The sequence below is a fragment of the Streptomyces sp. NPDC058470 genome, assembly GCF_042721055.1.
Lineage (GTDB): Bacteria > Actinomycetota > Actinomycetes > Streptomycetales > Streptomycetaceae > Streptomyces.
The window spans coordinates 33,281-54,090 of the sequence record NZ_JBHXMF010000001.1 but is presented as its reverse complement, the minus strand read 5'-3'; the positions used below and the strand labels follow the sequence as shown (position 1 = coordinate 54,090).

The window sequence follows — 20,810 nt, the reverse complement described above, 5'->3', positions numbered from 1 at the left end:
TGGAGTCCTACGGCAGCCTCTGTGGCAGGCGGACCCGGAGGGAGTAGAAGCGGGTTGTCTGGGCCGGGTTCTGGTTGTCGTCGCTGACCAGGAGGACGTTCAGGCGGCCCTGGGCGGAGCCGGTGATCGTCAGCCCCTCGATGTTGTCGAGGAGCGGGTTGGGCTGCGGCTGCTTGGCCGTGGCGCCCAGTGAAGGACAGTTCACCAGGTCGGCGAGGAGGGTCTTCCCGACCAGGCGTACACCGTCCTGCCCGGTGAGTGTCGCCTCGTCGCCGGTGTCCGTGGCGGGCCGCGGGTCCGCCAGGTAGAGGCGGACGGTGTTGCCGACGCCCGCGGTGAAACCACGCTCCAGGACGAGGAGGCGGCCGTCGGGGGTGGCGGTGACCTCGGAGACGCCGAGACCGGTGTCGATGCGGTAGCCGTACTGGGCGGCGAGCTGGAAGGTCCCCTTGTGGCGGTCCCAGGTCTGGAAGCGGACGACGCCCGTGCCGTCGCCGCTGATGCTGTTCTCCATCGCGGCGAGGAGGGTGCGGCCGCCCGGGAGCAGGGTCAACCCCTCGAAGGTCTGGTTCGCGGTGGCGCGGCCCGCCGGGGCGACCTTGAGGGCGTCCGGCACGGGGAGACGGTCGAGGATCTTGCCGTCGCGGGAGTAACGGCGTACGGACGGCTCGGTCTCGGACGAGATCAGCCGCGTGCCGTCGCGATCCACGACCAGGCCCTCGGAGTCGAGCGCGGCGCCGTTCTCGTCGGCGAGCGGGACGACGCCGGTGGGCGCCAGGGTCTTCAGCGTCTTAGCGCCGAGGGTGAAGAGCGCGGACCGGTCGGAGACGGCGACGAGTTGTCCGTTCCCGTCGACGGCGAGCGCCGAGAAGTTTCCGACGAAGGTGCCCTCGTACGCCGTCTTGTCGAGCGCGTCGGAGAAGCCGGCGAGGGAGACGGAGGGCGAGCAGGCGTGGCCACTGGTGCTCGAAGCGGCGGTGGCGGGCCCGGCGGCGGTCAGGGTGGTGGCCGCCGCCAGGCCGGCGGTGACGGTGGCGAGTACGGTTCGCAGGCGCATGGCGCCACGGTAGGCGGCGGCTGGTTCAGGGCAGGCGTACTGGTCGTGAATTCCGGGGAGTCGGGAGCCGGGGGAGGCTTTCAGCCGCGGGCTTCCTTGGGGCACAGTCGGCCCAGGCCATGAGCCGTGGTGGCCATGCCGATGATCTCGTCGAGCCGGTTCCGGGTCTTCGTCAGACCCCTGACCTGCTCGTCGATGCGGCCGCGTTCGGCCACGAGCCGGTCGAGCAGCTCCGGCGTCACCTCACGGGTGAACACACACGGCATCAGGTCCGCGATCGTCCGGCTCGCAAGCCCGGCCGCATACAACTGTTGGATCAGTTGTACGCGCTCGACGGCGTCGTCCGAGTAGTGGCGCTGCCCGCTGGGGCTGCGCTCGGAGGTGAGCAGCTGCTGCTCCTCGTAGTAGCGCAGGGCGCGCACGCTCACACCCGCCCTGGTGGCCACTTCACCGATGCGCATGCCGTATTCCCTCTTCCCTGAGTTCCGTCATCTCTGAGTCCCGGACCGCTTCTTCCCTGGTGTTCCGGATCACAGCCCTTGCCCCTGACGTCAACGTCAGGTTTTAGCGTAGCGGCGCAGGGACCCACCCGGGTCCATCCAGGAGGACACCCATGAAGATCGCAGGCTCCGTCGCCCTCGTCACCGGCGCCAACCGCGGCATCGGTCGGCACTTCGCCCAGCAGCTGCTTGAGCGGGGCGCGGCCAAGGTGTACGCGACCGCACGCCGGCCCGAGCTCGTCGACATCCCCGGTGTGGAGGTGCTGAGGCTCGACATCACCGACCCGAAGTCGGTCGCCGCCGCGGCAGCCGCCGCGCCTGATGTCACCTTCCTCATCAACAACGCCGGCGTCTTCACCTCCCAGAACCTCATCGCCGGGGACCTGGACAAGATCCGGCTGGAGATGGACACGCACTTCTTCGGCACGCTCGATGTGGTCCGGGCGTTCGCTCCCGTCCTGGCCGCGAACGAGGGCGGCGCGATCCTGAACGTCCTGTCGGCGATGTCGTGGCTGGCATACGACGGTGCCAACGCCTATGGAGCGGCGAAGGCGGCCGAGTGGAGCCTCACCAACGGCGTCCGCCTCGAACTCGCCGCCCAGGGAACCCTCGTCACGGGCATACACCTGGCCAGCACGGACACCGACATGATGGCCGGCTTCGACATCGAGAAGAACGATCCCGCCGACGTCGTACGCACCGCTCTTGACGGCATCGAGGCGGGCCGCATCGAGGTCGTCGCGGACGACGCGACGGCCGCGCTCAAGGCGGCGCTGTCAGCCGACCCCAGCGTGCTGTATCCGCAGGTGGTGCCTGCGTCCTAGGGGTCGGCGTCTTAGGCGTCAGGGGCTTGGGCTTCAGCTCGCCGCCAGATCCTTGTGGATGACCTTGGCCACCGCCTGGATGGTGTTGATGCCGTACTGCATGGTGCTGTTGCCGTGTGTCAGGACGGTGATCGTGTAGTCGTGGCCGCCGCCCTTGAAGGTGCCGACGCTGTGCACCCGCCAACCGTGCGTGGCCCGCGACAGCCAGCCGTTCTTGACGTGCACGGCGACGCCGGAGGGTGCCCCCGCCGGCGTACCCCAGCGCTGCGACGAGATGACCTGGCTCATCAGCTTGAGGATGTACGTGCGGGCGTTGTCGCTGAGCACCGAGTTCTTCGCGGTGGTGAGCGCGAGCAGCTTCTGTTCGTCGCGCACGGTGATCTGGGTCAGGCCCCAGTAGCCGTTCGCTCCCGGCTTGGTCTGGGTCATCCCGGCGGCTGCGAGGAAGCCCTTGATCTTCGTCAGGCCGAGCTGCTTCCACAGGGTGCTGGTCGCGGTGTTGTCCGACTTGGTGATCATCGCCTTGGCGAGGTCGGACTCACGCTGCGTGAGATAGCGGTTGTGCTTCTTGGCGTCCCAGAGCAGCGTGGCGAGGACGGCGACCTTGACGACGCTGGCCGAGTCGTAGGCGGTACTGTTCCGCAGGGTGCAGGTCGTCTTGGTCGTACGGTCGTACAGCCCGACCGCGATGGTCCCCGTACGGTTCGCGAGCGCCGTGGTGATGTCCTTCTGCAGCTTGGTGGCCAGGGCCGCCTTCGCGGACGTACAGCTGACCTGCGGCGCCACCGCGGCGGCGGGCGCGGCCGCCGCCACCAACGGCATGAGCATCCCGGCGCCGACACCCGCGCCGAGCACACGGGTACGCCGCGATATTCGGTGAGTCATTGAGGCTTCCCATCCCCTAGAAGCGATGCGAACGCGCCCCCGGCACGCTCGCATCTCTTGACTCACAGGATGGGGGGAATGGTTGTACGACGGTTGCCTCGAAGGTGTGAGGTGCCCAACACCCCGGCGGTGGCCCCTGATCCGGGGGTGTGAGCTCGGCGACATCAGCCTGCCCGTTGGCCGCCCCGGGCCGCCGCCCTAGGGAACTTCCTTCCGCAACAACACGATGAGGCGATCGAGGTCCCCGCGTGCCGTGTACGTACCGGTGATCACTATCACTTGCCCCAGGCCGGTCCGGCGGACTGTTTCGACCGGCAGCACCGCATCTGCGCGACACATCGTCCGGGTCGGCGAGGGCGCCGAAGGGTGCCCTTTACACATTCATACGCATTCATGGGCCCCCCTTCACCCACCCACAGCGAAGTCCCAGGTTCAGCACAGCTGTCGCCCACATGGGTCGCGGAAGATCCACCCGTGACATCTGCCACCGACCCCCTCCCCCACGCCCCTGTGGCCGCCCCCGACTCGCCCACTCCGACGCCGCCCGTACCCCTCGGGCCACCGGACAAGGCACCGCGCTGGTCACTCCCCGCACTGATCGCGATTCTGCTGCTGGCCGGGATCCTGTACTCCTGGAGTCTGTCCTCGTCCGGCCTGAACACCTTCTACAGCGCCGCTGTGCTCAGCGGCACGCAGAGCTGGAAGGCCTGGTTCTTCGGCTCGCTGGACGCGGGCAACTTCCTCACCGTCGACAAGCCGCCCGTCGTACTGATGGTCATGGGCCTGTCCTGCCGCGTCTTCGGCTTCGGCACGTGGCAGATGATGGCGCCCCTGATCGCGTCCGCGCTCGGCACCATCTGGATCCTGCACTCCTCCGTGAAGCGGATCTTCGGACACGGCGCGGCCCTCGTCGCCGCGCTGGTCCTCGCACTGACCCCGATCACGGTGGCCATCAACCGCGACAACAACCCCGACACACTGCTCGTCTTCCTCATGGTGGCGGGCGCGGCACTGGCGCTGCGTGCGACGCGGGACGACAGGCTGCTGCCGCTGCTCGGCTCGGCGGTCTGCTTCGGACTCGCCTTCAACACGAAGATGCTCCAGGCCTACATCGCCCTGCCCGCCGTCTTCGCCGTGTACCTGTACGCGTCGAAGCTCGGCTGGAAGAAGAAGGCCGTGAACCTGGCGCTGGCCGCCGTGACACTGGCCGTCTCCAGCTTCTGGTGGGCGGCGGCCGTCTCCCTGGTGCCCGCCTCCGACCGGCCGTACATCGGCGGCTCGACGGACGGCACCGCCTGGAACCTGATCATGGGCTACAACGGCTTCGGTCGCGTCTTCGGCGGCGACGGCAACGGCGCGGGTGGCGGAGGAGGAGGTGGCGGTACCTTCGCCGGGACCGCCGGCATCGGCCGGATGTTCAACGAGGTCCTGGGCGGCCAGATCTCCTGGCTGCTGCCGTTCGCGGGCATCGCGCTGGTCGGCGGCCTGGTGCTGTGCGGTCGTGCGCCGCGCACGGACCTGACGCGCGCCGCGCTGGTGCTGTGGGGTGGCTGGACCGCGCTCCACTTCCTCACCTTCAGCATGGCCGAGGGCACCATGCACCCGTACTACACGACCGCTCTCGCCCCCGGCATCGCGGCACTGTGCGGAGGCGGCGGAGCGCTGCTGCTGCGCGCCTTCCGCACCGACAAGAAGTGGGCGTGGGTGCTGCCCGCAGGGCTCGCGGTCACCGCCGTCTGGGCCGTCGTACTGCTACGCCGGGCCACCGACTGGAACACCTGGCTCTGGCCGGCGATCACGGTCGTCATGGTGCTGGCGATCGTGGGTCTGCTCGTCTTCCGCTCCGGTCACCGGGCACGGCTGCTGACGGCCTCCGTCGTCGCGGCGATCGTGGCGTCGCTCGCCGGACCGGCCGCGTACGCCGCGTCGGTACCCTCGGGCACGGGCGGCGGCATGGGCGGTACCAACCCGACGGCCGGGCCCTCGACGGGTGGCGGCGGCGGTTTCGGTGGCGGGGGCGGCCGTCCGGGCGGCGGTGCCGCCATGGCCGGCGGCCAGGCCGGAGCCCCCGGTGGTCAGGCCGGTGGCGGTCAGGCCGGTGGCGGTGGTACGCCGCCGAGTGGCCTGCCCAGTGGCGCACCGGGCGGCGGGATGCCCGGGGGGCAGCAGGGCGGTACGCGACCGGGCGGCGGTACGGGTACGCCTCCGAACGGCGCGGGCGGGACCGGTGCGGCGGCCGGTGGCGCCGCCGGTGGCCAGCGCGGCGCTATGGGTGGCGGTATGGGTGGCGGCCGCGAGGGCGGCGGCACGGACACCGCACTGATCACCTACCTGGAGAAGAACCGTGACGGCGCCGAGTGGCTGCTCGCGGTGTCCGGTTCGCAGGCCGCCTCGCAGCTCATCGTGAGCACCGGGCAGCCCGTCATCTCCATGTGGGGCTTCACCGGCACCGACCAGGCGATGACGGTCGCCAAGCTCGAGGAGCTGGTGAAGAAGGGCGAGTTGCACTACATCCAGCTCGGCGGCGGCGGTTTCGGCGGCAACAGCACGCTCAGCTCGGAGGTCACCGCCTGGGTGGAGAAGAACGGTACGGCGGTGAAGGCGAGCGAGTACAGCAGCACCGCCTCTTCCTCCGATTCCGAGACCGCGACCGGAACCCAGAACACCCAGTCGCTCTACCGGCTCGACCCGTCCGACGTCAACTAGGGGAAACCCTCGGCCAGTTGGGGTTAACCCTCGACTGAAGCAACCCCTGACCGTTCCCACGGTCAGGGGTTGCTCTCTATTCCGGAACGTCACACAAACGCCTCTCACCGGTTACACGGCCGACCCCCAAGACATGCCACGCTCCCGGTTACGAAAAAAAGTCAACACGCGTAGATCGCAGCATCGTTGAGCCGAGCGCCGCGATCGCAAGCGTGCCGATTACGGGAAAGGGCACCCCCCATGTCCGTTGCGCAGATAGGTAGATGGAAGGCGCTTGCGGTGGCCACGTCCGCCGTTCTCGTCGGCGTCACCCTCCCGACCGTGGTCGCGTCCCCCGCCGCCGCCACAACCACCGCGTACGACACCACGTACTACAAGAACGCGATCGGCAAGACCGGCACGAGCCTGAAGTCCTCGCTGCACACGATCATCGCCCCCCAGACCAAGATCTCGTACGACGCGGTCTGGAACGCGCTCAAGGTCACCGACCAGGACCCGAACAACAGCAACAACGTGATCCTGCTGTACAGCGGCACCTCCCGCGCCAAGTCCCTCAACGGCGGCGACGTGGGCGACTGGAACCGCGAGCACGTGTGGGCCAAGTCCCACGGCGACTTCGGCGAGGCGACCGGTCCCGGCACCGACCTGCACCACCTGCGTCCCGCCGACGTCCAGGTCAACAGCATCCGCGGCAACAAGGACTTCGACAACGGCGGCAGCGCCGTCAGCGGCGCGACCGGCAGCTACACGGACACCGACTCGTTCGAGCCGCGCGCCGCCGACAAGGGCGATGTCGCCCGCATGATCCTCTACATGGCCGTCCGCTACGAAGGCGACGACGGCTGGGCCAACCTTGAGCCCAACCAGCTGGTGAACAACGGCAGCAACCCCTACATGGGCAAGCTCTCCGTACTCAAGGCGTGGAACGAGGCGGACCCGCCCAGCGCCTTCGAGGAGAAGCGCAACCAGGTCATCTACGACACCTACCAGCACAACCGCAACCCGTTCATCGACCACCCCGAGTGGGTCGAGGCGATCTGGTAGGACGGTGATCCGGTAGCACGGTCCGACCGGTTGAACTCCCCGTATCCAGCGGGGAGTTCAACCTCCGTAACCTGCTCGGCCAGGAGGGGACCCCGATGCCCGAAGCCGCCGCCACCAACACCGCTGCCACCAACAGCACCGTCACCGACGCCACCTGGCAACTCCCCCGCGCAGCGCGCAGCGCTCCGCACGCCCGGCAGCTGCTCCGCACCCAGCTCGCCGACTGGCAGATCGACGGCGAAGTGGCCGAAACGGCCGAGCTGTTGCTCTCGGAGCTGATCACCAACTCCCTCAAGCACGCGTGCACCCCGCCCGGCCGCGAACTCGGTCTGCGCCTGGCGACGTACGACGGACTCCTGCGCGTGGAGGTCACCGACGCGGACGACCGCCGGCCGGTTCCCCGTCGGGCGGCCCCCGGAGACGAAGGCGGCCGAGGGCTCACCCTCGTCCAGGCGCTGGCCGAACGCTGGGGCTTCTGCCCCCGGCAGCACGGCACCGGAAAGGCGGCCTGGGCGGAGCTGGCGCTGCCCAGGTGAGCCAGGTGACCCCGGGGGGCCGGGGCGGTCAGTCCAGGTGCGTCGGCGCGAACATCCTCAGTACCGCCGGAAGCAGCACCACCGAAGGGCCGGGCGCCGCCAGGGCCTTCGCCAGGTCCGTCTCCAGCGTCTCGGGGGTGGTGCGCACGCCCGGCACCCCGAAGGACTCGGCGAGGGCCACATAGTCCGGGCGCGTCAGCTCCGTCGCCGTGGACTGGCCGAAGGTGTCCGTCATGTACTCGCGGAGGATGCCGTAGCCGCCGTCGTCGACGATCAGCCAGGTGACGTTCAGGCCGTACTGGCCGGCTGTGGCCAGTTCGGCGATGGAATACAACGCGCCGCCGTCGCCCGAGACCGCGAGGACCGGGCGGGTTGGGTCGGCGGTCGCCGCGCCCAGTGCGGCGGGGAATCCGTAGCCGAGGCCGCCCGCGCCCTGGGCGGAGTGCATGGCGTTCGCACCGCGCGGGTCGAAGGCGGACCAGGCCCAGTAGGCGAGGATCGTCATGTCCCAGAAGGACGGGGAGCCGGCCGGGAGCGCCCGCCGGACTGACGCCAACACGTCCTGTTCCAGGGTGAGTTCCTGGGAGGCGATGCGCTCCCCGACACGGGCGAGCACCGTACGCACCCGCTCCGGCGCCGTGTCGTCCTTGCGGTCGGACACGGTTTCGAGGAGCGCCGACAGGGCCAGCCGTGCGTCGGCGTGGATGCCGAGCGCCGGGTGGTTGGACTCCAGTTTGCCGAGGTCCGCCTCGATCTGGATGACCCGGCCCCGGGGCTTGAACGTGTGGTAGTTCGAGGACAGTTCACCCAGGCCCGAGCCGACCACCAGCAAAACGTCCGCGTCCTCCAGGAAGTCGGTCGTGTGGCGGTCCTCCAGCCAGGACTGGAGGGAGAGCGGGTGTTCCCAGGGGAAGGCACCCTTGCCCCCGAAGGTGGTGACGACCGGGGCGTTCAGCTTCTCGGCGAGTTGGCGAAGCTTGCCGGACGCGTCCGACCGTACGACGCCGCCACCCGCGATGATCGCGGGGCGGACGGCGTGCGACAGCAACTGGGCCGCCACCGCGGTGAGTTCGGGGCGTGGGACGACGTCCTCGGGGGTCGCGTCCATCGCCGTCACCACCGGCAGGGCCGTCTCGGCGAGGAGGACGTCCTGCGGGATCTCCACCCACACCGGGCCGTGCGGAACCGTCAGGGCCGACTCCCACGCCGCCGCGATCGCCGACGGGATCTGGGACTGGCTGCGGACCGTGTGCACGGACTTCACCACTCCCCTGAACGACGCCTGCTGGTCCGGGAGTTCGTGCAGATAGCCGTGGCGTCCGCCGCCGAGCCCGGCGGTGGGGATCTGGCTGCTGATGGCGAGGACGGGCGAGGAGGCCGCGGCCGCCTCCTGGAGCGCGGCCAGTGAGGTCAGGGCGCCCGGACCGGTCGACAGCAGCAGGGGGGCCGCCTCGCCGGTGATGCGGCCGTACGCGTCCGCCGCGAACCCCGCGTTGTTCTCGACACGCAGGCCCACGTACTGGAGGGACGAGCGGCGCAGGGCGTCGAACATGCCCAGCGCGTGCTGGCCGGGCAGACCGAAGACGGTTGTCGCGCCGAGACCGGTGAGGGTCTCCACGACCAGGTCCCCGCCGGTGCGCCCGGGGGGCGGGTTCAGGGCGGCTGAGGTCTGGGCGGCCGTGGGGCGGAGCACCAGGTCGTGGTCGTGGGTCACTTGGGTCAGGCCTCCTGACGGGCTGCGGCGATCTGGCGGGCCATGATCGTGGTGAGTTCGTACGCCGTGTGGGACGCCGCCACCGCGGTGATCTCGGCGTGATCGTACGCGGGCGCGACCTCCACCACATCCGCCGAGACCAGGTTGCAGGACGACAACCCGCGCAGGATCTCCAGGAGTTCGCGGGAGGTCATGCCGCCCGCCTCCGGCGTCCCGGTGCCGGGCGCGTGCGCCGGGTCGAGGCAGTCGATGTCGATGGAGATGTAGAGAGGGCGGTCGCCGATGCGCTGGCGCAGCTGGTCGGCGACCTCGTCGGCGCCGCGGCGGTAGATGTCCGCCGAGGTGACGATGCCGAAGCCCATCTTCTCGTCGTCGGTGAGGTCCTGCTTGCCGTACAGCGGGCCGCGGGTGCCGACGTGCGAGAGCGCCTCGGTGTCGAGGATGCCCTCCTCCACCGCGCGGCGGAACGGCGTGCCGTGCGTGTACTCGGCGCCGAAGTACGTGTCCCAGGTGTCGAGATGCGCGTCGAAGTGGAGCAGCGCGACGGGGCCGTGCTTCTTGGCGACGGAGCGCAGGAGCGGCAGCGCGATGGTGTGGTCGCCGCCCAGCGTCATCAACCGGGCGCCGGTGCCGAGCAGTTCGTCGGCCGCCGCCTCGACACTCTCCACGGCCTCGTTGATGTTGAACGGGTTCGCCGCGATGTCACCGGCATCCGCGACCTGCGCGAGGGCGAAGGGCGAGGCGTCCTGGGCGGGGTTGTAGGGGCGCAGCAGCCGGGACGCCTCGCGGATCGCGTTGCCGCCGAAGCGGGCGCCCGGCCGGTAGGAGACGCCCGAGTCGAACGGCACTCCGACCACGGCGACATCGGCGGTGCCGACCTCGTCGAGGCGCGGCAGCCGGGCGAAGGTCGCGGGGCCGGCGTACCGCGGAATGCGGGACGAGTCGACGGGGCCGCGGGGCGTCTCGTTGCTGCTCATGATGAAATGCCTTCTCTCCTACGCAACATCGCGTATGCACAGCTAAATACAGCTAAATACAGCTAAATACAGCTAAGTACTGCTAAGTACTGCTAGTACGACTCTACTGGTGAGCCGGAACCGGCTCGGACAAGGGTTCGGCGGGCAGGCCCGCGAGGCGTTCACGCCAGGCGGCCAGTACGGCGGCGTCGGTCGCGGGGGTGGCCAGCGAGACGATCACGTACACGGCGAGCGAGGAGAGCAGCCCGTAGTAGATGGGCTCGTTCGCGAGGATGCCGTACGTCGCCATCAGGCCGATGACCGCGCCGCCACCGACCACGACGGCGGCGAGCGCACCCTGTGCGGTGCCGCGCTTCCACAGCAGGCCGCCGAGGATCGGGACGAGGAGCCCAGCGACCAGCAGGTTGTACGCGACGGTCAGCGCCTCGACGACGTTGTTGAGCGCGATCGCCGTACAGATCACCGCGATGCCCATGATCAGGATGAAGGCGCGGTTGCCCCTGACCTCGTCGCGCTCTTCGCCGTCCTTGTCCGGGGCGGCTCCCCGCAGTCGCGACCAGATGTCGTTGTTGGCGACGGTGGCGCAGGCGATGAGCGCGCCGGAGGAGGTCGACATCACCGCGGCGAGGGCGGCGGCGAGCACCAAACCCCGGACCCCGACCGGGAGTTCGTCCTTCACGATGGTCGCGAAGGCGGTGTCGGCGCTGGGCAGCGTCGGGTACATGACCTTGGCCGCCGTACCGATGACGGCGCCCGCGACGGCGTACACCAGGCAGTACGTACCGGCGACCGTGCCGCCCCACTTCGCCGTGGTGTCGCTGCGCGCGGTGAACACGCGCTGCCAGATGTCCTGCCCGATCAGCATGCCGAACGTGTAGATGAGGACGTACGTGAAGATCGTCTCGCCGCCGATGCCCAGCGGGTCGAAGTACTCGGTCGGCAGCTTCGCCTTCATCTCGCTGAACCCGCCGGCCTTCACGACGGCGATGGGGAGCAGGAGGAGCAGCACACCGATGGTCTTGACGACGAACTGCACCATGTCGGTGAGGGTGATCGACCACATGCCGCCGAGCGCCGAGTACGCGACGACGATCGAGCCGCCGAGGACGATCGCGAGCGTCCGGTTCATGTCGAAGAGGACGTCGAAGATCGTGGCGTACGCGATGGTCGAGGTGACGGCGAGCATGAGGGTGTACGCCCACATCACGACGCCGGAGATGACTCCGGCGCGGCCGCCGTAGCGGAGGTCGAGCATCTCGGAGACGGTGTAGACCTTCAGGCGGGCGATGCGGGCGGAGAAGAAGACGGACAGCGCGAGGAGTCCGAGCCCGATGGTGAACACCATCCAGGCGCCGGAGAGCCCGTACTGGTAGCCGAGGCCGACCCCGCCGATGGTGGACGCGCCGCCGAGGACGATCGCCGCCATGGTCCCGGAGTACATGGCAGGACCGAGGCGCCGCCCCGCGACGAGGAAGTCGCTCTTCGACTTGGCGCGGCGCATGCCCCACCAGCCCATCGCCAGCATGCCGGCCAGATAGACGACGATCACTGTGTAGTCGACGGCCATGGGTCTCCTCCGCGCGCTCGGTGGCGTGTCGTGCAGGTGGTGTGTGGGGGCGCTTTGGCCGGTGCTGGTCGCGGGGACATCCGCCCGTACCCGCGGCTGCCGGCGGTCACGACACTAGGTGGCCGGAAAGCGACACTGAAGTGTACGTTTCATCCATTGCCGACGATCTGTATGGAGGGAACGTCCACTGTGCCGGACGCATCCGCCCCGCCTGTCTCACCTGTCTCACCTGTCTCACCTGTCCCGCCCGTCCCGCCGACCCCTCCGGTGCTGCTCTCCGCGTTGCTGGCCCGGGAGGATCTCGGCCTGGTCCGGATCGCCGGTCCTTCCGATGCGGACACGGCGATCCACTGGGCGCACACCTCGGAGATGGCGGACCCGTACCCGTATCTGCTGGGCGGCGAGCTTCTCCTCACCGCCGGTGTCCACATCCCGGAGGCGGCGGGCTCCGGTACCTACTTCGACGACTACGTCGCCCGCATCGTCGCCGCGGGCGGCGCGGCCCTCGGCTTCGGCGTGGCCCCGGTCCACGACACGGTCCCGCGCGCGCTCGTCGCGGCCTGCGACACGTACGGCCTCCCGCTCATCGAGGTCCCGCCCCGCACCACCTTCTCCGGCGTAGCCCGCGCGGTCTGGCAGCTCATGGCCCAGGCCCGCCACACGGAACTCCGCCGCGTGACAGAGGCCCAGCAGAGCCTCGCCGCGGCGGCCGCCCGCCCGGATCCGGTAGCGACGGTACTACGGCAGCTCGCACAGCGCGTGGGCGGCTGGGCCGTCCTGTACGGGCCGGAGGGGGCGGAGCTGGCGCGGGCGGGGAGGGTGACGGTGCCGACGGGGGCTGCGGGGCAGGCACCGGGCGGGCGGGCATCGGGCGGGCAAGGGGCGACCGCGCGGGCGCCGGGCGAGCAGGCGCCGGCGGCAAAGCCCTCGGCTGGGCAAACGCCGACCGCACAGGCGCCGGGCGGGCAGACCTCGGCTGAGCAGGCTCTCGCCGAGCTGGCACGGGTCGTACGGCCCGGAGGGACCCAGGGCGGCGCCACACCCTCCTCCGCCACCAACACCGTGGGCGGCACGCACCTCGCCGCCTACGCCCTCGGGTCCGGACAGGGCTTCGTACTCGGGATCGGGGCGGCGCGCCGTGAGCCCGGGGATCACACCATCGCCTCCGTGGCGGCCGTGCTGCTCTCCCTCCTCACCGGGGAGCACCAGAGCGGAAGCGGGGCGGCGCGGTCGGCGGCGCTCGTGCGGTTGCTGCTGGGGGCCTCCCCCGAGGCGGTCGCCCCCTTGCTGGGCGGCGGTGAGCGCTGGGTCGTCGTACACGCGCGGCCCGCCGGGGACGGCCCCGCGCCGGACACCGTTGCCGCGTCCGCGCTGGGGGCGGCGCTGGGCTCCGCGCTGGTCGACGTGGGCGGTGAGGTCGTAAGGGTCCTCGTGCCCGGCGACCGTGAACCCGCCCCGCAGGCGGGCTGGACCTGCGGGGTCAGCGCGCCCGCAGGCCCGCACGAGTGGGCGGCGGCCGACACGCAGGCCGCCCGCGCGCTGGCCCGCGCCCGCGCGATCCGTACGGCGCTGGTCCGCCACGGCGAGCGCCCCGCCCTCGCCGACCTCGTCCCCGCGTCCGACGCGGAGGCCCACGCCCGCGCCCTCCTCGCCCCCATCGCCGCGACCCCCGCCCTCACCGAGACGCTCCGCACCTGGCTCTCCCTGCACGGCAGTTGGGACCGCACGGCGGTGGCCCTGTCCGTACACCGCAACACGGTCCGCCAACGCATCGCGCGGTGTTCGGCGTTGCTGGGGGCGGACCTCGATGATCCGGATGTGCGGATGGAGTTGTGGTTCGTGTTGCGGGAGGGGTGAGGGGTGGGGGATCGGGCGGGCTTGGAGGGATCCGGCGGGCGTGGAGAGACCGGGCGGGGCAAGCCCCCTCCAAGTAACCCAGACGGGTGGGTTGGCGGGAAGCACGGCGCGGAGCGGCGGAGCGGATCTTGCCGCGGAGCGGACGGGGAAGGCACGCCGCCGAGCGGCGGAGCGGACGGGGAAGGCACGCCGCGGAGCGGCGTAGCGGGCTCGCGCAGGTCGGCGGCAAGAGGCCATCCGGGGCCGCCCCACCCTCGTAGAACCAAGTGACCCCCGTCCCAGCGTTCGGGACATCCAGGTCGCACACCCGCACCGACGGCACAATGGACCTATGCCGATACCCGGGATCCCCAGCCGCCAAGAGCTCGTCGACCACCTCGTCAGGACGCGTATCGCGGGCGACGTAGCGACGCCCCGCGAGAACAACCTCTCCCACTACCGCAAGCTGGCGAACGGCGAGCGCAACTGGTGGCTCGGGCTTGAGCTCGGTGACCGCTGGACCGACGAGCAGGACGTGCTCGCGGTGATGGCGGAGCGCTGCGGCGTGAACGACGACCCGGAGTACCGCTACGGGCAGGACACCATCGACCCGGAGCTGACGGTCGACGCGCTGGACCGGGCGGCGGCGCGACTGCGTAAGGCGGCCGACGGCACCCAGAGCGTGCTGTTCGCGACCGGGCACCCCGGTGGTCTGCTCGATGTCCATCGCGCGACCGCCGCCGCCCTGCGCGCCGCCGGCTGCGAGATCGTGGTCATCCCGGACGGGCTGCAGACGGACGAAGGGTACGTGATGCAGTTCGCGGACGTCGCGGTGCTTGAGCACGGCGCCACGCTTTGGCACACCCATTCGGGTGAGCCGATGCGCGCGATCCTGGGCGGTCTGGAGCGCGCGGGCCGGCCGCTGCCCGACCTGGTCTTCGCCGACCACGGCTGGGCCGGCTTCGCGGGCCAGCAGGGCCTCGACTCCATCGGGTACGCCGACTGCAACGATCCCGCCCTGTTCCTCGCCGAGTCCGAGGGCACCCTCCAGGTCGTGATCCCGCTCGACGACCACGTCACCAGCCCGCGGTTCTACGACCCGATGACGGCGTACCTGCTGAACGCGGCGGGCCTGGTCTGACCCGGCCCCGCTAGTGCTGTGGCCGCATGGACACCTCAGGCGTTCCACGTGTCAAGCTGCGGCGGCGAGTTCGACGGGGCAGGAGGTGTGTTCGTCGAACAACGCGCGGTGCTGGAGGCAGTGGTAGAGCTGGCCGAGCATGCGGTTGAAGAGGTTCCTTTGGGCGGCTGCGTGCCAGTCTCCGTGGCCGTCGCGGCGCCTGCGGTAGTGGGTGTTGACGCCCGGCGGCACTGGACGGCGCCGATCTTTCGGCCGACCTCGCATGCCGGGAGGGACGTCAAGCGACCGCGGCGTCACCTTCCAGCGCACCAAGACGTGGAAGGAGTCACCCGACCCGGATCGCGAGGCGAAACTGGACCGGATCGAGGAGCTCCTGGACCGCTTCCCGGACCGGCTCTTCGCGTTCGACGAGTTCGGCCCCCGCGGGATCCGGCCACCCGCAGGCTCGGGCTGACTGCCAGGGGCGCCCCGACCGGCTCCCGGCCACCTACCACCGCACCCTCGGGGTCCGGTACTTCCACGGCTGCTACTCGGTCGGCGACGACCGCATGTGGGGTGTCAACCGCCGCAGGAAGGGTGCCGTGAACACGCTGGCCGCGCTGAAGTCGATCCGTGCCGCCCAGTCCGACGGAGCATCGATCGGGTCGACCACGGGGTCCAGGGGAACGTCACCGGAGAGAAGCGTCCTGAGCGCGACCTGCTGCTGCCAGCCGCTCGGAGTGATGGTGATCGTTTGGCGGGTGGAGGAGTGGTGCCACGTACGAGCAGCGGTCTTCGCGCGGATGCTCCTTGACCCCCTATTTCGCGCGGATGCTCCTTGACCCCCTATAAGGAGACCTGACCCCGCGCAGAGGTTGGTCGCGGGTTCTGGATTGTGGGTCGACAGGCCGGTCATGGGGAGAGCGGAGTGGGTGTGTCGAGATCCGCGGCCGACCGCCTCGTGGTTGCCCTTGCTCTGCTCGGGGGACGGGTGTGCCGACTCCTGGGCAGCTCGATGGTGCGTGCCTGGGCCATCACGCCTTCGGCCACCCCAGCTGACCGACGCACCCAACTCAGCGCCCACGCGGTGACGTTGATGCCTCATCAGGCACCGCAGCCCTGCGCGAGGGGAGGCGATGAGGCGACTCGGACCAATTCCATTTTTTAGTGGATCTTTTCATCTCCGTTCATCCGTTGATCCGTTACTCGAACTCTTGTGCCCCGATACGGCGTTCTGTACGGTCGGGGCGCTCCGTCGTCGGAACCTGTGTGCGACCTGAGTATTGCGTGGGCCCAGGACGAGCGTCGGGGCATTTCCCCCCCCACAAGGAGTGTCCGAATGTATGCGATTTCAAGAGGTGTTCACCGAATTGGTCTGTTGCGGCGGCGCCTACCGGCTGTGATCGCTGCCGGCGCCGTTGCCGTGGCGGGCGCGGGGTGGTTTTCCTTCGAGGCAAGCGCCGCCACAGAATCCACCGCCGCCGTCACTGCTGCCGTGCCTGCGGCGGTCACCGCTGCCGGGGCGACGACGCCGTTCACCAGTTATGAAGGGGAGGCCGGCGGTCTGGCCGGCGGTGCGACGAGGGTGTCAGTGACCGCGGCGCCGACGACAAAGTACTCCAGTGCGGCGTTGGAGGCGTCCGGGCACTCCTACGCGCACCTCGGCGCGACCGGGCAGTCGGTCCAGTGGACGAACAACACGGGCAAGCCGATCAGTTACGTCAACGTGCGCGCGAGCATTCCCGACTCCGCGTCGGGCGGCGGGATCACCGCCACGCTGGACCTGTACGTCGACGGTGTGTTCCGGCAGGTGCTGAACCTCAACTCCAAGCAGACCTGGATCTACGAGGGCACCACCTACAACAGCAGCGACGACCAGAACCCGGCGCACGGCAGTCCGCGTGTCTTCTGGGACGAGTCGGACGCCTTCGTCACCGGCACCCCCATCGCCGCCGGTGGCACGCTGATGCTGAAGAAGGGCTCGACGAACACAGCGTCCTCCTACGACATCGACGTGATCGATGTGGAGAACCCGCCGGCGCCGATCGCTCAGCCGGCCAACTCGATCTCCATCACGAGCTGCGGCGCGGTCGTCAGCACCGCCCCGACCAACGGTTCGGCTGCCGGCGGGTCGGTGGACAGCCGGGCCGCCATCCAGAACTGCATCAACCAGGCGCAGACCGAGAAGAAGACTCTGTGGATCCCGCAGGGAACGTTCTATGTGAAGGGCACCGCCGGCCTGACGGCCACCGGGATCACGATCGCCGGGGCGGGGATGTGGTACAGCACCATCTACCGTGATGTGCCGCTGCCCAACAACGTCGGCCTGGCGGCACTGTTCTCGGTGACCTCGTGCACGGTGCAGAACTTCCACATCGACGCCAACGCCATCAGCCGCAACTACCTTCTGGGTGGTGACGGGGGTGCGCTGGACACCACCGGTACCAACTGGGTGACCAACGGCATGTGGGCCCAGCACACGATGTCCGGCATCTGGGCGTCGGGCACCGGCGGCAAGGTGCAGAACAGCCGCTTCACCGACAACTGGGCCGACGGGATCAACCTGAACAACCAGTCGCTCAGCGGCGGCAAGAGCCAGGTCGGGAACAACCTGACGGCGACCAACAACTTCATCCGCGGCGCCGGTGACGACTCGTTGGCGATCAACTCGACCGCCTACCAGATCAACGGTAGCGGCACCAGGATCGACTTCCCCCCGATGACGAACACCACGTTCACCAACAACACCGCGATCGCCCCCTGGGGTGGCAAGGGTGTCGGGATTTTCGGCGGCAGCGGTCACGTCATCAGCGGCAACTACGTCAGCGACACCTCACGGTTCATCGGCCTGGCGGCCGGCCGGTTCGGCGTCAACGGCAGCGACCTCACGTCGGCGACGGTGACGAACAACGTCATCACGCGATCCGGAGGCAACGCCTACAGCCAGAACCAGCCCACGGTGCACATCGGCAACGCCAGTGACGGCCAGGGCGTGGGAGTCGTCGACAAGGTCACCTTGACGGGCAACACCATCAGCAACTCGTTCTACGACGCGGTCGGTTTCTCCACGTCCACGAACACCCTGCTCCAGAACAACACGATCACCACACCCGGACGCAACGGCGTCGTGGTCGCGCCGCCGAACTACCCGGCGCCCACCGGGTCCGCGACGATCACCGGCAACACCCTGACCGGGCTGAAGTCGGGAATGACGGCGTTCGTCAACAACTCCACCGGCTTCAAAGCGACGGTCAGCGGCAACAGTTGGTAGGGCGCCACGACCACGCGCGCTGGTGAAGGCCGACGTGGCGAGAGTCCCGGTGGGTTGAAATCCCGTACCTACCGCAGCAGGTCAGAGGGCGTGACTCCGATTCGGAGTCACGCGAATTTTCTCGAACGCCCCCACCAACCTGATCAAGCCTCCTCGGGACGGTTCGAGGAGAATCCGTGACGTGGTCGGGCAGTTCGGGCGTCGGGATGCCCACGCTGAAGGCCAGGTCGTCGGTGTGGACGACGAGTTCGAGCAGCCGGGTGAGGAGGAAGTCGTCGAGGCCGAGGGCCCAGCCGTCCCAGGACGGCAGCCGGACCGGTCTCGGCGGCGCCTCGGGCAGCTCGGCGCGCAGGAGGTCCACCACGGCCCCGGCGCGCGCCGCCAGCTCCGCGGGGCCGAGGGCGGCCACGGTGTCCCCGCTGCGCCGGATACCGATGCTGAACTCGCTGTCGACGTCCGCGCCGATCCACGCCACGCGGTTCAGGAGGTACTCGCGCAGCGACACCGTCTCCCCGTCGGCCGACGGGGAGGCCAGCAGCTCCGGGATGAACAGAACCTGCCAGGCCGTGTGCCCGGCCAGTCCCCCGATGCTGAACTTCCGCAGCGCGCTGGGTTTCTCCCACGCCCCGGCGACGGCCGGCTCGCCGAGCAGTCCCACGACGGACGCCGCGGCGTCCACGAAGGCCTCCCGAATCCCCGGCCCGCGCCAGTTCCACGTACCGCCGTCCACCTCGGTCATGGTCATGTCTCCCCCTCGCGCGCCCGGTCGTCCCATCCTGCCGCCCGCGGGGCCCCGCTCACAGGTCCGGGTGGGGGAGAACCTGACCACCGGTACCGCCCGTCACGGCCACGGGTTGAGCCCCTCCTCCCGCCGCTGCGCATACCCGGGCGTCGGATCCAGGTACACCCGGCTCACCGCGGGAAACACCTCCCGCAGCCGCTGCTCCGCCCGCTCGCAGGCCCACTCGATCTGCGCGGCGGTCGACGCGTCCCGGAAGTCGACCTTCGCGGCGACCAGCGCCTCGTGCGGCCCCTGCACCAGGGTCGTCAGGTCCAGTACGGCTTCCACGTGCTCCAGCGCGAGCAGTTCGGCCCTGATCCGCTCCCGCATCGGCTTGGGCAGCGGGCGCCCGATGAGCAGCTCGGCGTTGGAACGGCCGAGGACCCAGGCGACGTACAGCAGGAGTACGCCGATGCACAGGGACGCGAGGCCGTCCCAGACCCCGGAGCCGGTGAGCTGTCCGCCGAGCAGGCCGCCCGCGGCGAGCAGCAGGCCCGCCAGGGCGGCCGTGTCCTCCAGGACGACGGCCTTCACGGCGGTGTCGGGGGTGTGCCGGAGGTAGAGCTTGAAGGACGCCCCGAAGCGCTCGGCCTCGCCGCGCGCCTGGCGGACGCCGGTGCGCAGGGAGTAGCCCTCCAGGAGGAAGGCGACGGCGAGCACGATGTACGAGATCAGCGGGTCGCCGAGTTCCTCGCCCGCGACGAGGGTGTGGATGCCGTCGTAGAGCGAGAACACCGCGCCGCCGACGAAGGTCGCGACGGCCGCGAGGAGGGCCCAGATGTAGCGCTCGGGGCCGTAGCCGAGCGGGTGGTCCTCGTCCGCCGGTTTCTCGCTGCGTTTCAGTGCGGCCAGCAGCATCACCTCGGTGACCGTGTCCGCGACCGAGTGCGCCGCCTCGGACAGCATCGCGCTGGACCCGCTGATCACCCCGGCGACGGCCTTGGCGAGTGCGATCCCCAGATTGGCCGCGGCGGCCACGAGCACCGTGGAGGTGCTCTCGCCGCCGCCGCTGTCCTGCTCAGAAACCTCAGCCATGTCTCAAGTCATACCCGGGCCACGCTCACCGTGGGACGCGGACCACGCCTTCCTGGATCACCGTGATGGCCAGTTGTCCGTCTTGCGTGTAAATACGGGCCTGGCCCAGGCCCCGCCCGCCGGACGCGGACGGCGACTCCTGGTCGTACAGCAGCCATTCGTCGGCGCGGAAGGGCCGGTGGAACCACATCGCGTGGTCGAGGGAGGCGCCGACGACGTCGCCGACGGCCCAGCCGCCGCGTCCATGGGCGAGCAGGATGGAGTCCAGGAGGGTCATGTCGGAGACGTAGGTGGCGAGGCAGACGTGCAGCAGCGGGTCGTCGGCAAGCTTGCCGTTGGCGCGGAACCACACCTGCGAGCGCGGTTCGCGCGGCTGCCCGTACCTGCCGTACGGCGGGTCGTCGACGTAGCGCAGATCGACCTCGGCGCGCGTTTCCAGGATCCTCGCCACGACCTCGGGGTCGAGGTTCTCGTACGAGGTGAGCCGTTCCTCGGCCGTGGGCAGCGTGGCGGGGTCGGGCGCGGGCGGCATCGGCGTCTGGTGGTCGAAGCCCTCCTCGTGCTTCTGGAAGGAAGCGGAGAGGTGGAAGATCGGCTGCCCGTGCTGGATCGCGACCACCCGGCGGGTGGTGAAGGAGCGGCCGTCACCGATGCGGTCCACGGTGTAGACGATGGGCGCGCCCGCGTCGCCGGTGCGCAGGAAGTACGAGTGGAGCGAGTGCGCGAACCGGTCCTCGGGGACCGTCCGTCCCGCGGCGACGAGCGCCTGTGCGGCGACCTGTCCGCCGAAGACCCTTGGGACGACGGAGGACCGGGACTGGCCGCGGAAGATGTCCTCCTCGATCTGCTCGAGGTCGAGCAGATCGAGGAGAGACTGAAGTGCCTGACTCATGGAGCCATTTCTACTGGCCAGTAATTTCGAGAACCTTACGGGCCCATGTCCTTATCAACGGTCAT

16 protein-coding genes and 2 pseudogenes are annotated in these 20,810 nt (G+C 69.9%); 8 read left to right on the top strand and 10 right to left on the bottom strand.

The features are described 5' to 3' along the window. Positions 1–7: 7 nt before the first annotated feature. Both ACFWP7_RS00250 and ACFWP7_RS00245 read right to left on the bottom strand, forming a co-directional pair. Positions 8–1,057, bottom strand: a complete 1,050-nt coding sequence (locus ACFWP7_RS00250) for an esterase-like activity of phytase family protein (RefSeq protein ID WP_384373512.1) — start codon at positions 1,055–1,057, stop codon at positions 8–10. A gap of 80 nt (positions 1,058–1,137) precedes the next feature. Further along, on the bottom strand, positions 1,138–1,518 hold the full coding sequence (locus ACFWP7_RS00245) for a MerR family transcriptional regulator (protein ID WP_384373509.1): 381 nt from the start codon (positions 1,516–1,518) through the stop codon (positions 1,138–1,140). A 152-nt stretch (positions 1,519–1,670) separates the two neighbouring features. Here ACFWP7_RS00245 and ACFWP7_RS00240 point away from each other — a divergent pair, with 152 nt between their 5' ends. Beyond that, positions 1,671–2,381, top strand: coding sequence for an SDR family oxidoreductase (locus ACFWP7_RS00240; protein ID WP_384373506.1), 711 nt, complete (start codon positions 1,671–1,673; stop codon positions 2,379–2,381). Between the two features lie 33 nt (positions 2,382–2,414). Here ACFWP7_RS00240 and ACFWP7_RS00235 read toward each other — a convergent pair whose 3' ends face one another. Then, positions 2,415–3,266, bottom strand: coding sequence for a serine hydrolase (locus tag ACFWP7_RS00235; protein ID WP_384373503.1), 852 nt, complete (start codon positions 3,264–3,266; stop codon positions 2,415–2,417). Positions 3,267–3,740: 474 nt separating this feature from the next. Here ACFWP7_RS00235 and ACFWP7_RS00230 point away from each other — a divergent pair, with 474 nt between their 5' ends. The 3 genes from ACFWP7_RS00230 (at position 3,741) to ACFWP7_RS00220 (ending at position 7,552) form a co-directional block, all read left to right on the top strand. Then, positions 3,741–5,972 carry a glycosyltransferase family 39 protein gene (locus tag ACFWP7_RS00230; RefSeq protein WP_384373500.1) on the top strand — a complete coding sequence of 744 codons (2,232 nt, stop codon included), beginning with the start codon at positions 3,741–3,743 and terminating at the stop codon, positions 5,970–5,972. Between the two features lie 240 nt (positions 5,973–6,212). Next, positions 6,213–7,016 carry an endonuclease I family protein gene (locus ACFWP7_RS00225; RefSeq protein ID WP_384373497.1) on the top strand — a complete coding sequence of 268 codons (804 nt, stop codon included), beginning with the start codon at positions 6,213–6,215 and terminating at the stop codon, positions 7,014–7,016. A gap of 95 nt (positions 7,017–7,111) precedes the next feature. Further along, a complete protein-coding gene (locus ACFWP7_RS00220; protein WP_384373494.1) occupies positions 7,112–7,552 on the top strand; it encodes an ATP-binding protein in 441 nt (146 codons plus the stop codon). 28 nt (positions 7,553–7,580) lie between these two features. On the opposite strand, the gene ACFWP7_RS00215 is transcribed toward ACFWP7_RS00220, so the two are convergent. The 3 genes from ACFWP7_RS00215 to ACFWP7_RS00205 form a co-directional block, all read right to left on the bottom strand. After that, the gene (locus ACFWP7_RS00215) at positions 7,581–9,266 is read right to left on the bottom strand and encodes a thiamine pyrophosphate-binding protein (RefSeq protein ID WP_384373491.1); all 1,686 of its coding nucleotides are present in this window, start codon (positions 9,264–9,266) and stop codon (positions 7,581–7,583) included. A 5-nt stretch (positions 9,267–9,271) separates the two neighbouring features. After that, complete coding sequence (gene speB / locus ACFWP7_RS00210) at positions 9,272–10,243, bottom strand: agmatinase (RefSeq protein ID WP_384373488.1); 972 nt, start codon at positions 10,241–10,243, stop codon at positions 9,272–9,274. Between the two features lie 103 nt (positions 10,244–10,346). Further along, positions 10,347–11,810, bottom strand: coding sequence for a sodium:solute symporter (locus ACFWP7_RS00205; protein WP_384373485.1), 1,464 nt, complete (start codon positions 11,808–11,810; stop codon positions 10,347–10,349). Positions 11,811–11,981: 171 nt separating this feature from the next. Here ACFWP7_RS00205 and ACFWP7_RS00200 point away from each other — a divergent pair, with 171 nt between their 5' ends. Both ACFWP7_RS00200 and ACFWP7_RS00195 read left to right on the top strand, forming a co-directional pair. After that, positions 11,982–13,667, top strand: a complete 1,686-nt coding sequence (locus ACFWP7_RS00200) for a PucR family transcriptional regulator ligand-binding domain-containing protein (RefSeq protein WP_384374091.1) — start codon at positions 11,982–11,984, stop codon at positions 13,665–13,667. Between the two features lie 331 nt (positions 13,668–13,998). Then, positions 13,999–14,787: a phosphatase gene (locus ACFWP7_RS00195; protein ID WP_384373482.1), complete on the top strand. Its 789-nt coding sequence runs from the start codon at positions 13,999–14,001 to the stop codon at positions 14,785–14,787. Between the two features lie 51 nt (positions 14,788–14,838). Here the strand turns inward: ACFWP7_RS00195 and ACFWP7_RS00190 are convergent. After that, positions 14,839–15,012, bottom strand: a pseudogene (locus ACFWP7_RS00190) (IS110 family transposase); the annotation flags it as partial. Between the two features lie 61 nt (positions 15,013–15,073). Between ACFWP7_RS00190 and ACFWP7_RS00185 the strand changes: the two are divergent. Further along, positions 15,074–15,428 (top strand): annotated as a pseudogene (locus ACFWP7_RS00185) (IS630 family transposase); the annotation flags it as partial. A 737-nt stretch (positions 15,429–16,165) separates the two neighbouring features. Continuing rightward, the gene (locus tag ACFWP7_RS00180; protein ID WP_384373480.1) at positions 16,166–18,037 is read left to right on the top strand and encodes a right-handed parallel beta-helix repeat-containing protein; all 1,872 of its coding nucleotides are present in this window, start codon (positions 16,166–16,168) and stop codon (positions 18,035–18,037) included. Here the strand turns inward: ACFWP7_RS00180 and ACFWP7_RS00175 are convergent. From ACFWP7_RS00175 to tesB, 3 genes are all read right to left on the bottom strand, one after another. Continuing rightward, positions 18,018–18,782: a maleylpyruvate isomerase N-terminal domain-containing protein gene (locus ACFWP7_RS00175; protein ID WP_384373477.1), complete on the bottom strand. Its 765-nt coding sequence runs from the start codon at positions 18,780–18,782 to the stop codon at positions 18,018–18,020. The two genes, ACFWP7_RS00180 and ACFWP7_RS00175, sit on opposite strands and share 20 nt — an antisense overlap. 96 nt (positions 18,783–18,878) lie before the next feature. Next, positions 18,879–19,853: a cation diffusion facilitator family transporter gene (locus tag ACFWP7_RS00170; RefSeq protein ID WP_384373474.1), complete on the bottom strand. Its 975-nt coding sequence runs from the start codon at positions 19,851–19,853 to the stop codon at positions 18,879–18,881. A gap of 25 nt (positions 19,854–19,878) precedes the next feature. Then, positions 19,879–20,745 (bottom strand): acyl-CoA thioesterase II, encoded by an 867-nt coding sequence (gene tesB / locus ACFWP7_RS00165; protein WP_384373471.1) that lies wholly within the window; start codon positions 20,743–20,745, stop codon positions 19,879–19,881. Between the last annotated feature and the right edge of the window lie 65 nt (positions 20,746–20,810).

Bases quoted from the DNA above. Each gene is read 5' to 3' on its own strand.
- ACFWP7_RS00205 (WP_384373485.1), bottom strand. From the start codon at position 11,810: ATGGCCGTCGACTACACAGTGATCGTCGTCTATCTGGCCGGCATGCTG.
- ACFWP7_RS00175 (WP_384373477.1), bottom strand. From the start codon at position 18,782: ATGACCATGACCGAGGTGGACGGCGGTACGTGGAACTGGCGCGGGCCG.
- ACFWP7_RS00245 (WP_384373509.1), bottom strand. From the start codon at position 1,518: ATGCGCATCGGTGAAGTGGCCACCAGGGCGGGTGTGAGCGTGCGCGCC.
- ACFWP7_RS00200 (WP_384374091.1), top strand. From the start codon at position 11,982: ATGGAGGGAACGTCCACTGTGCCGGACGCATCCGCCCCGCCTGTCTCA.
- speB (WP_384373488.1), bottom strand. From the start codon at position 10,243: ATGAGCAGCAACGAGACGCCCCGCGGCCCCGTCGACTCGTCCCGCATT.
- ACFWP7_RS00235 (WP_384373503.1), bottom strand. From the start codon at position 3,266: ATGACTCACCGAATATCGCGGCGTACCCGTGTGCTCGGCGCGGGTGTC.
- ACFWP7_RS00170 (WP_384373474.1), bottom strand. From the start codon at position 19,853: ATGGCTGAGGTTTCTGAGCAGGACAGCGGCGGCGGCGAGAGCACCTCC.
- ACFWP7_RS00195 (WP_384373482.1), top strand. From the start codon at position 13,999: ATGCCGATACCCGGGATCCCCAGCCGCCAAGAGCTCGTCGACCACCTC.
- ACFWP7_RS00250 (WP_384373512.1), bottom strand. From the start codon at position 1,057: ATGCGCCTGCGAACCGTACTCGCCACCGTCACCGCCGGCCTGGCGGCG.
- tesB (WP_384373471.1), bottom strand. From the start codon at position 20,745: ATGAGTCAGGCACTTCAGTCTCTCCTCGATCTGCTCGACCTCGAGCAG.
- ACFWP7_RS00225 (WP_384373497.1), top strand. From the start codon at position 6,213: ATGTCCGTTGCGCAGATAGGTAGATGGAAGGCGCTTGCGGTGGCCACG.
- ACFWP7_RS00240 (WP_384373506.1), top strand. From the start codon at position 1,671: ATGAAGATCGCAGGCTCCGTCGCCCTCGTCACCGGCGCCAACCGCGGC.
- ACFWP7_RS00220 (WP_384373494.1), top strand. From the start codon at position 7,112: ATGCCCGAAGCCGCCGCCACCAACACCGCTGCCACCAACAGCACCGTC.